The 13,986-nt window shown below is 64.3% G+C and carries 14 protein-coding genes and 1 pseudogene; 9 read left to right on the top strand and 6 right to left on the bottom strand.

Annotated elements, in window-relative coordinates; translation table 11 throughout:
* Positions 1-257 precede the first annotated feature (257 nt).
* The 5 genes from recQ (at position 258) to AC5P8D_RS15440 (ending at position 6,118) form a co-directional block, all read left to right on the top strand.
* Positions 258-2,063, top strand: a complete 1,806-nt coding sequence (recQ, locus tag AC5P8D_RS15460) for a DNA helicase RecQ (protein WP_099560270.1) — start codon at positions 258-260, stop codon at positions 2,061-2,063.
* A 204-nt stretch (positions 2,064-2,267) separates the two neighbouring features.
* Complete coding sequence (locus AC5P8D_RS15455) at positions 2,268-2,648, top strand: CopL family metal-binding regulatory protein (protein WP_049435662.1); 381 nt, start codon at positions 2,268-2,270, stop codon at positions 2,646-2,648.
* A 75-nt stretch (positions 2,649-2,723) separates the two neighbouring features.
* A complete protein-coding gene (locus tag AC5P8D_RS15450) occupies positions 2,724-4,532 on the top strand; it encodes a copper resistance system multicopper oxidase (protein ID WP_099560269.1) in 1,809 nt (602 codons plus the stop codon).
* Positions 4,529-5,524: a copper resistance protein B gene (locus AC5P8D_RS15445; RefSeq protein WP_109814754.1), complete on the top strand. Its 996-nt coding sequence runs from the start codon at positions 4,529-4,531 to the stop codon at positions 5,522-5,524. The genes AC5P8D_RS15450 and AC5P8D_RS15445 overlap by 4 nt, the downstream gene beginning before the upstream one ends.
* A gap of 81 nt (positions 5,525-5,605) precedes the next feature.
* Positions 5,606-6,118, top strand: a complete 513-nt coding sequence (locus tag AC5P8D_RS15440; protein WP_109814753.1) for a GNAT family N-acetyltransferase — start codon at positions 5,606-5,608, stop codon at positions 6,116-6,118.
* A 54-nt stretch (positions 6,119-6,172) separates the two neighbouring features.
* Here AC5P8D_RS15440 and AC5P8D_RS15435 read toward each other — a convergent pair whose 3' ends face one another.
* Complete coding sequence (locus tag AC5P8D_RS15435; protein WP_057503042.1) at positions 6,173-6,493, bottom strand: TFIIB-type zinc ribbon-containing protein; 321 nt, start codon at positions 6,491-6,493, stop codon at positions 6,173-6,175.
* Between the two features lie 149 nt (positions 6,494-6,642).
* Between AC5P8D_RS15435 and AC5P8D_RS15430 the strand changes: the two are divergent.
* Together AC5P8D_RS15430 and AC5P8D_RS15425 are read left to right on the top strand one after the other, a co-directional pair.
* A pseudogene (locus AC5P8D_RS15430) lies at positions 6,643-7,410 on the top strand (CPBP family glutamic-type intramembrane protease).
* 94 nt (positions 7,411-7,504) lie between these two features.
* Positions 7,505-7,930 (top strand): response regulator, encoded by a 426-nt coding sequence (locus AC5P8D_RS15425; RefSeq protein ID WP_010481704.1) that lies wholly within the window; start codon positions 7,505-7,507, stop codon positions 7,928-7,930.
* Between the two features lie 107 nt (positions 7,931-8,037).
* On the opposite strand, the gene AC5P8D_RS15420 is transcribed toward AC5P8D_RS15425, so the two are convergent.
* Together AC5P8D_RS15420 and AC5P8D_RS15415 are read right to left on the bottom strand one after the other, a co-directional pair.
* Positions 8,038-8,976, bottom strand: a complete 939-nt coding sequence (locus tag AC5P8D_RS15420; protein ID WP_100446454.1) for an alpha/beta hydrolase — start codon at positions 8,974-8,976, stop codon at positions 8,038-8,040.
* An 82-nt stretch (positions 8,977-9,058) separates the two neighbouring features.
* Positions 9,059-9,898: an alpha/beta hydrolase gene (locus AC5P8D_RS15415; RefSeq protein ID WP_329840945.1), complete on the bottom strand. Its 840-nt coding sequence runs from the start codon at positions 9,896-9,898 to the stop codon at positions 9,059-9,061.
* Between the two features lie 282 nt (positions 9,899-10,180).
* Here AC5P8D_RS15415 and AC5P8D_RS15410 point away from each other — a divergent pair, with 282 nt between their 5' ends.
* Both AC5P8D_RS15410 and AC5P8D_RS15405 read left to right on the top strand, forming a co-directional pair.
* Positions 10,181-10,471, top strand: a complete 291-nt coding sequence (locus AC5P8D_RS15410; RefSeq protein ID WP_019337548.1) for a hypothetical protein — start codon at positions 10,181-10,183, stop codon at positions 10,469-10,471.
* Positions 10,472-10,549: 78 nt separating this feature from the next.
* Positions 10,550-10,867, top strand: coding sequence for a hypothetical protein (locus AC5P8D_RS15405; RefSeq protein ID WP_010481695.1), 318 nt, complete (start codon positions 10,550-10,552; stop codon positions 10,865-10,867).
* Between the two features lie 479 nt (positions 10,868-11,346).
* On the opposite strand, the gene AC5P8D_RS15400 is transcribed toward AC5P8D_RS15405, so the two are convergent.
* From AC5P8D_RS15400 to AC5P8D_RS15390, 3 genes are all read right to left on the bottom strand, one after another.
* Complete coding sequence (locus tag AC5P8D_RS15400; protein ID WP_043400569.1) at positions 11,347-11,808, bottom strand: PA2169 family four-helix-bundle protein; 462 nt, start codon at positions 11,806-11,808, stop codon at positions 11,347-11,349.
* A gap of 432 nt (positions 11,809-12,240) precedes the next feature.
* The gene (locus tag AC5P8D_RS15395) at positions 12,241-12,402 is read right to left on the bottom strand and encodes a hypothetical protein (protein WP_019658981.1); all 162 of its coding nucleotides are present in this window, start codon (positions 12,400-12,402) and stop codon (positions 12,241-12,243) included.
* Between the two features lie 1,033 nt (positions 12,403-13,435).
* The gene (locus tag AC5P8D_RS15390; RefSeq protein WP_053092029.1) at positions 13,436-13,636 is read right to left on the bottom strand and encodes a DNA adenine methylase; all 201 of its coding nucleotides are present in this window, start codon (positions 13,634-13,636) and stop codon (positions 13,436-13,438) included.
* Between the last annotated feature and the right edge of the window lie 350 nt (positions 13,637-13,986).

Here is a 13,986-nt window from a genome sequence, read left to right as displayed (position 1 = left end):
ATCACGCATGGCGTGGATGGACCCTCCGTGACCGGGAAACCGTCGAAGGCGGGGCGGTGTGGGCTTGCAGGACCGTTGGCGCCATGGATGGCGCCATCGAGCCCCCAAGGACGGGTTTACGGCGTGTCCTGCAAGCCCACACCGACCCGCCCAACCAGCAGACACGCCAGAGCCGGCTGTTGCCTTTGACGTTGCCGTGGCTTGTAGCAGGTGCAGGGCGCAGCCCTGCCGCCGCCTCCGGGAGGTAAACTAACCGGATGGCTTCCCGTCCCGCGCACGACCTGCTCCAACGCGTCTTTGGTTACGACGATTTCCGTGGTCCCCAGCAGGACATCGTGGAGCATGTGGCTGCCGGTCACGATGCCCTGGTGCTGATGCCCACCGGCGGTGGCAAGTCGCTCTGCTACCAGGTGCCGGCCCTGCTGCGTGACGGATGTGGCATCGTCATCTCGCCGCTGATCGCGCTGATGCAGGACCAGGTCGAAGCCCTGCGCCAGCTCGGCGTGCGTGCCGAGTACCTGAACTCGACCCTTGACGCCGAGACCGCCAGCCGCGTCGAGCGCGAACTGCTCGCGGGCGAGCTGGACATGCTCTATGTCGCCCCCGAGCGGCTGCTGACCGGCCGCTTCCTGTCGTTGCTGTCACGCAGCCACATCGCCCTGTTCGCCATCGACGAAGCACACTGCGTGTCGCAGTGGGGCCATGACTTCCGCCCCGAATACCGCCAGTTGACCGTGCTGCACGAGCGCTGGCCGCAGATCCCCCGGATCGCGCTGACCGCCACCGCCGACCCGCCGACCCAGCGCGAGATCGCCGAGCGCCTGGACCTTCAGGAAGCACGCCACTTCGTCAGCTCCTTCGACCGCCCCAACATCCGCTACACCGTGGTGCAGAAGGACAATGCCCGCAAGCAGCTGACCGATTTCCTGCGCGGCCACCGTGGCGAGGCCGGCATCGTCTACTGCATGTCGCGGCGCAAGGTCGAGGAGACTGCCGAATTCCTCTGCGGCCAAGGCTTCAACGCCCTGCCCTACCATGCCGGCCTGCCGCCGGAAGTGCGCGCTAACAACCAGCGCCGTTTCCTGCGCGAGGATGGCATCGTGATGTGCGCCACCATCGCCTTTGGCATGGGCATCGACAAGCCGGACGTGCGCTTCGTGGCGCATACCGACCTGCCCAAGTCGATGGAAGGCTACTACCAGGAAACCGGTCGCGCCGGCCGTGATGGCGAAGCCGCTGAAGCATGGCTGTGCTACGGCCTGGGCGACGTGGTCCTGCTCAAGCAGATGATCGAGCAGTCCGAGGCCGGCGAAGAACGCAAGCAGCTGGAGCGGGGCAAGCTCGATCACCTGCTGGGCTACTGCGAATCCATGCAGTGCCGCCGCCAGGTGCTGCTGGCCGGTTTCGGCGAGACCTATCCGCAGCCCTGCGGCAACTGCGACAACTGCCTGACCCCGCCCGCTTCGTGGGATGCCACCATTCCCGCGCAGAAGGCATTGAGCTGCGTCTACCGCAGCGGCCAGCGCTTCGGCGTCGGTCACCTGATCGACGTCCTGCGTGGCAGCGAGAACGAGAAGGTGAAGCAGCAGGGCCACGACAAGCTGAGCACCTATGCGATCGGCCGCGACCTGGATGCACGCACCTGGCGCAGCGTGTTCCGCCAGCTGGTCGCCGCCAGCCTGCTGGAAGTGGATAGCGAGGGCCATGGCGGCCTGCGCCTGACCGATGCCAGCCGCGACGTGCTGACCGGCCGCCGCCAGATCAGCATGCGCCGCGACCCGGCCAGCAGCACCAGCGGACGCGAGCGCAGCACACAGCGCACCGGCCTGTCGGTGCTGCCGCAGGATCTGGCCCTGTTCAACGCCCTGCGCGGCCTGCGTGCCGAACTGGCGCGCGAACAGAACGTGCCGGCCTTCGTGATCTTCCACGACAGCACCCTGCGCAACATCGCCGAACAGCGCCCGACCAGCCTGGACGAACTGGCCCGGGTCGGCGGCATCGGTGGTACCAAGCTGAGCCGCTACGGCCCACGCCTGGTCGAAATCGTTCGCGAAGAGGGCTGACGGTAACGCGTTGCCGCGCTGCGCGGCCGCCGGGCATGGCCCCAACGGCGCGCGGGCGCCCCTGTAGAGCCGAGCCCACGCTCGGCTGCCTCTGCGCGAACAGCAGCCGAGCGTGGGCTCGGCTCTACGCTGGTGCAGGTCCAACCTTGAACCGGCCATTCAGCCGGAAGTGCATCCGCGCCCACTTGCAGCTAGATTAACGCCATGTCCCTGGCCTCGACCCTGCTCCGTGTCGTGCTCATGCTCAGCCTGTTGCTCAACGGGCTGAACGCGGCCATGGCCAGTGGCCACGAGGAAATGGGCCGGATGGCCCACGCGGTAGCCGCCCTTGATGGCGGCGATGCCGACTGCCACCACCACGCCGCCATGCAGGCCGACCAGGCCCCGCAGGCCAAGGCCCCCGCGCACGACGCCCACTGCCAGATCAAGGACTGTGTGCGCAGTTGCGCCCAGCACCCGCTGCTGGTGGTGCAGCCGTTGCCGTATCTGGCGGGCCCGGCACTGTCGCTGGCGCCGCAGCCGATGCCGGCCACTGGCCGGCCGGCGCCGCCGCTGCCGCCGATCTCCCGCCCTCCCATCGGCTGATTCCACACACACCGTGCGCCCTGCGCACCGTAGCCGGCCACCTGCCGGCGTCTTTACGTGTCTGGAGTCACCACCATGAATACCCGCATTCCCCCCGGTCCGGGCGCTGTGCCCATGCCGTCGCGCCGCCTGTTCGTGCAGGGTCTGGCCGCCGGTGGCGTGGTTGCCGGCATCGCCGCTGTCGGCGTGCCGCAACGCGCGCTCGCCGCCGCCACGGCCGCCCCACGCCTGGCCGGCGCCCCTGCCGTGCTCAGCGACACCCGCATCGAATTGGCCATCGGCGAATCGCTGGCCAATTTCACCGGCCGCACCCGCCCGGCGATCACCGTCAACGGCTCGCTGCCGGCCCCGATCCTGCGCTGGCGCGAAGGCCAGACCGTGGATCTGTTCGTGCGCAACACGCTGGACCGCCATCCGACCTCGATCCACTGGCACGGCATTCTGCTGCCAGCCAACATGGACGGCGTGCCCGGGCTGAGCTTCAACGGCATCGGCCCCGGTGAGACCTACCATTACCACTTCGACCTCAAGCAGTCCGGCACCTACTGGTACCACAGCCACTCGATGTTCCAGGAGCAGGCCGGCCTGTACGGTGCGCTGATCATCGATCCGGCCGAACCGGCGCCGTACCACCACGACCGCGAGCACGTGATCATGCTGTCCGACTGGACCGACATGGACCCGGGCGCGCTGTTCCGGCGCATGAAGAAGCTTGCCGAGCACGACAACTACTACAAGCGCACGCTGCCCGACTTCCTGCGTGACGTGAAGCGCGACGGCTGGTCGGCCGCGCTGTCCGACCGCGGCATGTGGGGCCGGATGCGGATGACGCCGACCGACATCTCCGACATCAACGCGCACACCTACACCTACCTGATGAACGGCACCGCGCCGGCCGGCAACTGGACCGGGCTGTTCCGCAGCGGCGAAAAGGTACTGCTGCGCTTCATCAACGGCGCCTCGATGACCTACTTCGACGTGCGCATCCCCGGTCTGAAGATGACCGTGGTCGCCGCTGACGGCCAGTACATCCACCCGGTCAGCATCGACGAATTCCGCATCGCTCCCGCCGAAACCTACGACGTGCTGGTCGAACCCACCGGCCAGGACGCCTTCACCATCTTCTGCCAGGACATGGGCCGCACCGGCTACGCCGCCGGCACGCTGGCGGTTCGCCATGGCCTGCAGGCACCGATTCCCGCACGCGACCCACGCCCGTTGCTGACGATGAGCGACATGGGGCACGACATGGGCAGTGGTGGGCACGGTGGCCACGACATGGCCGCGATGAAGGGCATGGAAGGCGGCTGCGGCGCCAGCATGGGCCACGGCGCCCACGGCGGCGATACCGCCAGCAAGGCATCGAAGCATCCGGCCAGCGAACGCAACAACCCGCTGGTGGACATGCAGAGTTCGGCCACCGAACCGAAGCTGGACGACCCCGGCATCGGCCTGCGCGACAACGGCCGCCAGGTGCTGACCTACGGCGCGATGCGCAGCCTGTTCAAGGATCCTGATGGCCGCGAGCCGAGCCGCGAGATCGAGCTGCACCTGACCGGCCACATGGAGAAATTCTCCTGGTCGTTCGACGGCATCCCGTTCGCCAGCGCCGAGCCGCTGCGGCTGAACTACGGCGAGCGCATGCGCATCGTGCTGGTCAACGACACCATGATGCAGCACCCGATCCACCTGCACGGCGTGTGGAGCGATCTGGAAAACGCACAGGGCGAATTCCAGCTGCGCAAGCACACCATCGACATGCCGCCGGGTACACGCCGCAGCTACCGCGTGCGCGCCGACGCGCTCGGCCGCTGGGCCTATCACTGCCATCTGCTGTACCACATGGAAGCGGGCATGATGCGCGAAGTGAGGATCGAAGAATGAGCCGCTCACTGCTTTCCCCCAGCCTGCTGGCCTTGGGCCTGGCCGCCGCATTGCCGGTGTTCGCGCAGTCGCACGCAGGCCATGACATGGGCGCGATGGACGCGCCGGCGAAGACCGCGAAGACGCCGGCCGAACCGGTCGATCATTCGAAGATGGATCATTTGAAGATGGACATGAGTGCGGCGGATCACGCCGGCATGGACCACTCCACGATGGACCACTCGAAGATGGACCATTCGCAGATGGACCATTCGGCGATGGGTCACGGCACGCCCGCACCGACCGAACCCCTCGAACCGATTCCGGTGCCTACCGATGCCGACCGTGCCGCTGCATTCCCGCCCATCGCCCACGGTGCGATGGAGCATGCGCCGGAGATCAACAGTCTGCTGCTGATCGACCGCCTCGAGCATTGGGATGGCAAGAGCAGCAACGGCCAGGCCTGGGAGGCCACGGGCTGGATCGGCGGCAACATCAACCGCCTGTGGCTGCGCACCGATGGCGAACGCAGCCGTGGCCGCACCGAATCATCGTCGCTTGAAGCACTGTATGGCCGCAGCGTGTCGCCGTGGTGGGACGTGCTGGTCGGTGTGCGCCAGGACTTCCGGCCGGCCGACTCCCGCACGTGGGCAGCCATCGGCATCCAGGGCCTGGCGCCCTACAAGTTCGAGAGCTCGGCCACGCTGTACATGGGCTCCGGCGGCCAGGTGCTGGCCAAGGCCGAAGTCGAGTACGACGTGCTGCTGACCAACCGTTTGATCCTGCAGCCGCTGCTGGAAGCCACAGTGGCAGCCAAGGATGAACCGGAGTACGGCATCGGCCGTGGCCTGAACAAGGTCGAAGCCGGGCTGCGACTGCGCTATGAGTTCAGCCGCCGCTTCGCGCCGTACATCGGCATCAGCCACGAACGCAGTTTCGGCGACACCTCTGACTATGCCGGTGACCACGCGCGCGACACGCGTTGGGTCGCTGGCGTGCGCATGTGGTTCTGAGCAGCGTTACGTGAGCAGTGGCCAGCCCCGGCAGCCGCCGGGGCCGGCTACACTGCGCCACGTTCCAATGCAGGCACCGCCATGTCGTTGCAGATCCGCCGCGCCACCCTCGCCGACGTCGACACGCTTTCGGCGATCGCCATCGCCACCTATACCGAGACCTGGGGCGACTCATATCCGCCGCAGGACCTGCACGATTTCCTGCAGGATCACTACAGCAGCGAACCGCAGCGCATCGAACTGTCCGACCCACGCAGTGCCATCTGGCTGCTGATGGACGGTGACGCCGTGGTCGGCTATCTGGCCGCCGGTGCCAACACCCTGCCGCACACGGATGCATGCGAGGGCGACATCGAACTGAAGCGGTTCTACATTCTGGCTGCACACCAGAACGGCGGCCATGGTGCACGCATGATGGACGCGTTCATGGCCTGGCTGGACCAGCCGCAGCGCCGCACCCTGTGGGTGGGCGTATGGGAAGAAAACTTCGGCGCGCAGCGCTTCTACGCGCGCTATGGGTGCAGCAAAGTGGGCGAGTACGACTTCATCGTCGGCGATACCCACGACCGCGAGTTCATCCTGCGCCGGCCGTGATCATGCGGCCCCTGTAGCGTCGAGCATGGCTAGACGCTACAAAGAGCGAAGCGGCTAGAAGTCGAACAGCTCCGACAGGAAGCTGTCCTTCTTCTTTTTCTTGTAGCCGCGACCGTACTGCTGGCCCCGGTTGTCCTCGTAGCGCTGGCCCAGATGACGGGTGTCGCGATGCATCACCGGCGGCGGCGCGGCGGCCGGCTGCGACTGCGCCGGGGCGGGCGGCGGTACCGCACTACCCGCACCCGCGCGCTCGATGATCTTGTCCAGCTCGCCACGATCCAGCCAGACACCGCGGCAGCCAGGGCAATAGTCGATCTCGATGCCATGGCGTTCGGCCATCTGCAGGGTCTGGGTCTTGCACACGGGGCACAGCATTGGCATTGCTCCTGTCGGTCTGGTAACGACTGTACCTGCCCTGTGATGACTGTGCGGCAACACATGACCGATGGCACAGGGACTTCCGGCGCGTGCCAGCGTGCCCGGCCCCTTCCACACTGCATGCTGGTTCCGCAGGGAGTGCGTGCATGACCGCCCTGTCCCGCCTGCCCAGCGCCGCGCGCCTGCTGCTGGTGCTGCTCGGCGTCGGCGTTGGCCTGAATCTGCGCGACATCGCAGCCGCCGCAGGCACGCCGATTCCCGCCTTGCCCATTGCTTACGGCGGCAGCCTGCTCGACAACGCGCTGGCCGTGCTCGTGGCACTCCTGCTGGCCGCGCTGCTGCGGCCACGCGGGATGGGCCTGATGACCAGCCTGGGGCTGCGCGGCAACGGCTGGGGCGGCCCGTTCTGAGTACTGCTGGCCAGCCTGCCCTGCTGGCTGGGCCTGGCGCTGCTCGGTTCACCGAACACCGCGCTGACCACGTTGGACGCCACGATGCTGGCAGTGCTGTTCCCACTGGCCGAGGAAGTGCTGTTCCGCGGCCTCGGCTTCGTGCTGCTGGTGAAGATCGTGCGCGCCCCCTGGCCATGGCTCGCACTGCCGCAGGCGCTGTTGTTCGGCTGGGTGCACTGGCTGGGTTTCGGCGGGTTCGACGGCGGCGGCCTCGCGCTGTTCGTCGGCGCGGTGATCGCCCTGGGCGGCTTCATCTTCGCCTGGCTCGACCACCTCGACGGTGACACCTTGTGGTGCGGCCTGGTCCTGCACGTGTCGATGAACCTGGCCTGGAACGTGTTCAGCCTTGATGACGCCGTTGCACTGGGCTGGCAGGCCACCGGCCTGCGCATCGGCACCGCCCTGCTCGCGGTCGCGATCCTGGCCTGGCACGTGCATCGCCGGCGCCAGACGCGGTTGTAACGCCCACTTAGCTTGCCGTGCACGCCGGGATCACTACCGGCTTGCGCATACTTGCGCGCCTTTTGCTCCCCCTGTTGTCCGGAGTTGCCGCGTCATGTTGCTGTCCAAGCGCTTTGTGGAACCGCGCGTCCTGCTCATCGAGGACGCCGAGGAAACCCAGGAACTGAGCCGTCTCGCCCTGGAAAGCCAGGCCTGCCAGGTCACCGCTGTCAGCAGCGCCGAGGCCGCGCTGGGCCTGCTCAACGCCGGTGAACCGTTCGACCTGCTGTTCACCGACGTCTGCCTGGGCGGCATCAGCGGCATCGAAACCGCCAACCGCGTGCGCGAGCACCTGCCGCAGCTGCCGATCCTGGTCACCTCCGGCATGGATCAGCATCGCGTGCTGCCGCAGCTGCGCGCCGGCATCCACTTCCTGCCCAAGCCATACAGCATGAGCGAGCTGCTCGATGCCATCCGCCTGTGCTTCCGGCACGCAGCGGATGCCGCGCTGATGCCGCCGCCGCAGGCCAGCGCGGCCTGAGGGGATCATCCACGCATGGCGTGGATCTACTGATTCCGTTTCTCGTCGGCGTGGATCCACGTCAACAACCCCGGTAGATCCACGCCATGCGTGGATTGAACCTGCGATCAACCGCTGCTGTACGGCCCGCTACCCGGGAACACCTTCAGCAGTGCGCGGGTGATCATGTCCGGGTAGACCGTGAAGTGATCCTCGTCATCGATCACCATGTTCTCCACCTTCAACGATCGCCCGCTGCTGCGCAGCTGCTCGGCGAATTCTGCGTTGTGGCGCAGCATGTCGTTGCGGGTGAAATAACGCGGTTCGGGCTTGACCGTTTCAAAGCTGCCCACCGACAGCACCACCGTGGTCGGCTGCGCCGGCGCCTTGGCCTCGGCCTGCATGCGCGGCACCCGATGGTCGTCGAACCACAGTGATGGGCTGGAGAGGATGTAGGTGCGGAACATGTCCGGGCGCGTGGTCAGCACATAGGCGCCGAACAGGCCACCATAGGAATGACCCGCATAGGCGCGCCGCGCCGGATCAGTGCGGTAGCGCGCATCGATCATCGGCAGCACCCGCTCGGCGAGGAAATCGCGATAGTGCGCCGCGCCACCGTAGCTCACGTCATCGCTGTAATCACGCGGATCGGTACGCGCCGGATCGCTGGGCGTATAGTCGCGCGAGCGGCTCTGCTTGGAGGTCAGCCCTTCCTGCGGCGGCAGCCCGACCAGGATGAAATCCTCCAGGTTGACACCCTTCTGGCCCACCAGGTTGCCCACGCTGCGCACCAGCGGGAAGCTGTACAGCGCGTCGGTCACGTACAGCACCGGATAGTGCTTTTCCGGATGTGCGGCGTAGTCGGCCGGCAACGCCACCCAGACCGGATAATCGCGGCCGATCGGATCGTGCACGCGCAGCGCTTCGGTATCCGGCAGCACCACGCCCGACACTGCGGCGGCCGGGCTCTCCTTCGCTTCACTCTGCGCTGCCGGCGGCGCCACCGACATCGCACAGCCACTCACGGCCAGGCAGGCCGCCACACTCCATCCACGCACACGCTGCATCCACACGCTCCCATTGCGGGCGGCGCACCGGATGGCGCCGCTGCCGCATCCTTGCATGGTGCGCAACCCGCTGCCAGTGCGGTCAGGGCGAGGCCGGCGGCGCCGGGAACAGTGTGCGCAGCGCCTGCAATGCGGCCGGATGATAGATCGTAGCGTGGGTTTCTTCCGGCAACGGCAGGTACTTCACCAGCGGCGACGGCGAAGCCTGCTGCAACAACTCGGCCAGTCGTGCAGTGGATGCGGCCAGCTCCGGCTGCCCACTGCTGGCCAGGAATACGCGCGGCTGCGCACGCGTCACCGCCGGCAGCTGCTTGGCCGCCCCGGCCAGCATTGCACCACGGTTCCACCACAGGCTGGGGTCCAGCGCGATGTAGCTGTTGAACAGTGTCGGTTCCTGCAGCAGCGTTTCGACCACGAACAGGCCAGCCAGCGACTCGCCGATCAACGCGCGTTCGTCGGTAGTCGGGTAGCGCTGGCGCACCTGCGGCATCAGTTCATCGCGCAGGAACGTGCGGTAGGCCGCCGAGCCACCAATGCGTGGCGCGATCTTCTGGTCCTGCGGGTCCTTGCTGGGGCCGGTCATGTCGCGGCGGCGCTCGGTGTTCTCGATGCCGACCAGCAGGAACGGGCGCATGCTGCCGTTGCCGGTCAGCACCTGCACCAGCCCGGCCACATGCAGGAAGTCCTCGCCGATGCCGCCGTCGGGCATGTAGAGCACCGGCAGCCGCGTTTTCGGGTCCAGGCCCCATGGCTGCGGGCGGTAGACGTTGATGCGGCGGGTTTCGCCCAGCGCCTTCGACTCGATGGTGAAGGTCTCGCCGATGACCAGAGGAGTTGCGGCAGCGGGCGACGCGGTTTCGGCGGCCATCAGCGGCCCGGCGGAGACGGCGGACAACAACAGCGACAGCACGATCAAGCGCATGGAGCGGCCCATCCTGGGAAAGTGCCGAGCATAACGCCAAGACCAAGGCGTCGGCCGATTCGGCAAGCCTGCCTGTATGCTACGGCGCTGCGCGATGCTTGAACTGTATCGGGAAATGACTGCAATCGCGTTTGCTAGCATTCATCGTTTCCTACAAGGAGTTGGGACATGGGGGGATTCAGCATTTGGCACTGGATCATTCTTCTGGCGGTCGTCCTGATCCCGGTCGGCATCGCAGCCGTCATCGCAGCGATTGTTCTCAGGCGAAAGTAGATCCACGCCATGCGTGGATGCGCATTATGGGGATGCCTCAAGGGCATCCGCGATGGCGACGGCGCCGACGGTCTGCCCTGGCCGGAAACCGATCTGCCGCCCGGGCGGGAACAGGCGATGGCACACGCGGAGCGTGCCGCCATTGGCATGCTGACCGTGGCGGAAATGCTGCACGCCGCGGAACGCTGCCGGTCGATGGCCACGCCCGACCGCCATCTGGATGAGGGGCTAATCGATGGGTTGTTCTTCGCCTGCCGCGGGCTGGCGGAACTGGTGTGCCGGGATATCCGGCCGGCGTAGCCGCCGTTGCACCCAGATCCGGTCCATACTTGGGACGGACTGGTTGCCAGTCCCTTCAAAACCTACAAGGAGGTTTGCATGTTGAGTGCCCTGCTCATCGCCGCGCTGGCCGCCAGCTCGGCCGCGCCCGTACCGTATGCCGATTGCCTGCTCGGCAACATCCAGCCCGGGCTGTCTGATCGTGCCGTGCAACTGGTGCAGGAGGCCTGTGCTGCAAAGCATCCGGAGAGCTTCGCCGCAGCAATGGAACTGGAACGCAGAACCAGTCTGCAGCGGCTCACCTATTTCGAGGCGGCAAGAGCGGAGGCGGCACGTTCTGCGAATGCAGCAGCAACGGCCGCACAGGAGGCTGCTGACGCGGCGGCGGCTAAAGCGAAGACTGCGCGGACGAAGTAGTTGCCGTGGAGAAGCGCAACAAAAAAGGCACCGCATTGCGGTGCCCTTCTGAATGACCTGGGTCATTGGATGCAATTGGTGGGCCGTGAAGGATTCGAACCTTCGACCAAAAGATTAAAAGTCCGCCCATCCTTGCTTACAAATCAATTACTTGCCCCCAGATATTTTATGGAGGACTGCCTATCTTCGTCGCGAATTTCGTCTTGGTCCCGAGCCATTTTACGGAGGCCAACGACGCAAAACGCATCTGGGCGTATCCGGCCCTCAAGCTTGTCGGCGCTGGCTTCTGCTCGTCGCGACTGCGTATGCAGGCTCACGTCAACGGCTTTGCAATCGACTGAACCTGATCAACAAGTCAGGCCGATGCGCCAGCGCTACGACTCTGCAACGCATTTCGACCACTCCAACCACAGAACGTGTGAGCCGAGCGTACGCGCAGGACATATGTGGACTATCCGATAGCAGCGGAAAATTCGACCTTAGTGTCGATGCATCGATTGCAGCCGATTCAACATGACGGAATGGCATTCACTGACCTTGGGAATCATCCGCGCAACCTCCCTCTTCACGTCCTGTGATAGCTCCGGATCATTGAGAACTTCGTTGAACGTCTGAACAAGACGCTCTTCAGACTTCTCCAACTCTTTCAAGTATTGGTACTGGGTCTCGCCAAACGCCGCGAGCATCTTCCCATAATACTGATGCATTGCACCCACCAATGTGCCTCGCTCTGCAGGACGACCACCACTTCTGGAGACAATTCTACTGATCTCTTCGACCAGCTCGCCTTTCACGCCTGCAATGCCCATAAAGAGATCGGAAAGCTCCGAGCTCTCTATTCGATCCGAGGCCTCCTCATAGAACGCCTTCCCGTCTCGTGATATCTCTATCAAGTCATTGAGGCGGGTCTCAATTCTAGACTGCATGGTTTGAAGGCCCATGGCACTTCTCCCTGATTAGTTCAATGTCAAACTTCGAAGCCATGCCCTTCACGCTACCGACTTGAAGGCGGAGGAGAAAAAGCTATTTAGATGCAGCCTTCCTCGCATATCGAAGGACAGTCCCTTCATCCTGGATAGCAATCTTTACTGAGGAAAGCCATCTACTTGCAGCCCCCGTGTTCTCAATCAGAACGGCGAGGTCGTCGCATAGGCAATTGGCACATAGGTAGCCGCCGGGGCTTGGTCTCCGGCACCTCTTGCATGGCAGCAACGTCGTCTCAGACGGGCACCTAAGCTGATAGGCCACCCGCACCATCAAAGTCTCTGCATCCGTGCTCCTATCTCTCAACCTGTCCACGGATCGCCGCTCCTTCTACAGAAAAGGGGCAGCGCAAGCCTGCGCCACCCTCTCTCAACTACTCGCAGTCGATCTTACTTATTCGACTTATGAGCCCCGCCTTCATTGGCGTTACGCTCTTTGGACTCCTTGTCTTGGCGTTCCTGCTCCTGTTGCTGTTGCTTCTGCTTCCCTGCATCCGGCTCCGCCACAGCCGGCTTGTTGGTATTGGATGCATCACGTTTGAAGTCATTCATAACATTACTCCATCGCGGTGGACTCACCGCATCAGAAGCATGCACTCCCCCCCGTTAGCTGCAGGTCGCTTTGCAAGAGAAGACTGAACCGGGCACATGAATGAGCCCATTCGACCAACAGGCGTACAGTGACCTCGGTGCATTCGAGGAAAGTGCCATGAGCAGGGATAAAAATTATGTTGATGTGGAACGAGAAGTTGTCCACTGGCGCGCTAAGTTCGGGACAGGAGAATTCCCAGGGGCCAGTTTCGGACTAGATATCCAGCCAATCATCAAAATTGCATGTGATATCTACACAAGAGATCCCCACGGAAGCCGTGACGCTTGGGCCGATGACTTGATTAGAAGGCTAGAAATGCGTTCTGGCCGTGCAGACAATGAGGCCGCTGCAAGACGCCTTGCGTCTCGATGCTGGGACCACCTCCTCTCCTGATGACGCCCCCCTATTCTGTTGACGACCGACCTCTCAAGGAGTCGCGCTGCACGGCCACCTAATGAGCCACACACCAAACCACCTGCAGGCAAACGGAACGAAGATGGACGGCGCATTTATACGCCATCCACTCCAATTTCACACCAATCGTTCTCACTTACCCTTACAAGACTTCAGCATTCCAAACATACTCCACTATATTCGCGCACGACTCTCACTGAATATCTTGAGCTGGATTCGCTGCTCGCAGGAACGCAGCCTCCATGGAACGATCACTTCTGCGTCGAGCATGTACCCGTATCGCTTGAAGCCTTTCACTCCGATACTTGACCCGTATCCATATCGCTCGCAGCCCTTCAAGTTGGTGCTGGATGCGTATCTGTAGCCGTCGACGTCGTTCATACATAAATCACTCCATCGCGATGAATTCACCGCAAGACGATGGTGCGCGCTGTCTCGTTACTACACTGCGATACGACACGAAAATAATGAACGAGAGGCGCAGCAAGCCGCCAGCAATAGCTGGCCTGCCGCCTCAGCCGCGCCGTCAACACGCCACGCAACAATCGCGAGGACCTGCTCCAGCATGTTGCGTGACGTCTACAGCAAGGTGGCTTGGCTGTCGTCCCAGCTCTTGATGATCAGCTCTCCGAACTTCTTTCCTCTTCCCTGCCCGCCGCCGCTGGTGTAGTCCAGCTGCAGCGGCACCAGGTCGAAGCCGGCGAACACTTCGCGGATCTCAGGATGGTCGTTGATCGAGACCACAAAGCGCCCGACCGAGGTGCGCATCAGCTCGGCCATGGCCTCGTACTCCGCGAAGGAGCATTTGAGCGAGATGTCTTGGTGATCGAGCTGGACGCATGGCCGGAAGGATACGACCGGGCGTTCGCAGATCCTGCGAACGCGCCGGCTACCTCTCTGAACCGTTCGGGCAGAGTCGAGTCTGACTCGACTCTGTGCCGGCGGCGCGCTGCTCACGCGCCCCGCGTCGAGCTGCCTGCAGCCCCGGATCCGGCAAGGACCAGGGCCATCCCGCGCAGGCAGGGCATCAAGCAGCGGTGCCGAAAGTGAATAAGGCTGCAGCCCGACCAAGCGCGGGCTGCAGCAATCTGGGCAGTTAGATCATTAGAACCGCTGGGACGGCAATAGCC

Source organism: Stenotrophomonas sp. YJH_SMC_101-4 (assembly GCF_059370395.1).
This window is presented reverse-complemented; position numbering and strand designations above follow the sequence as displayed.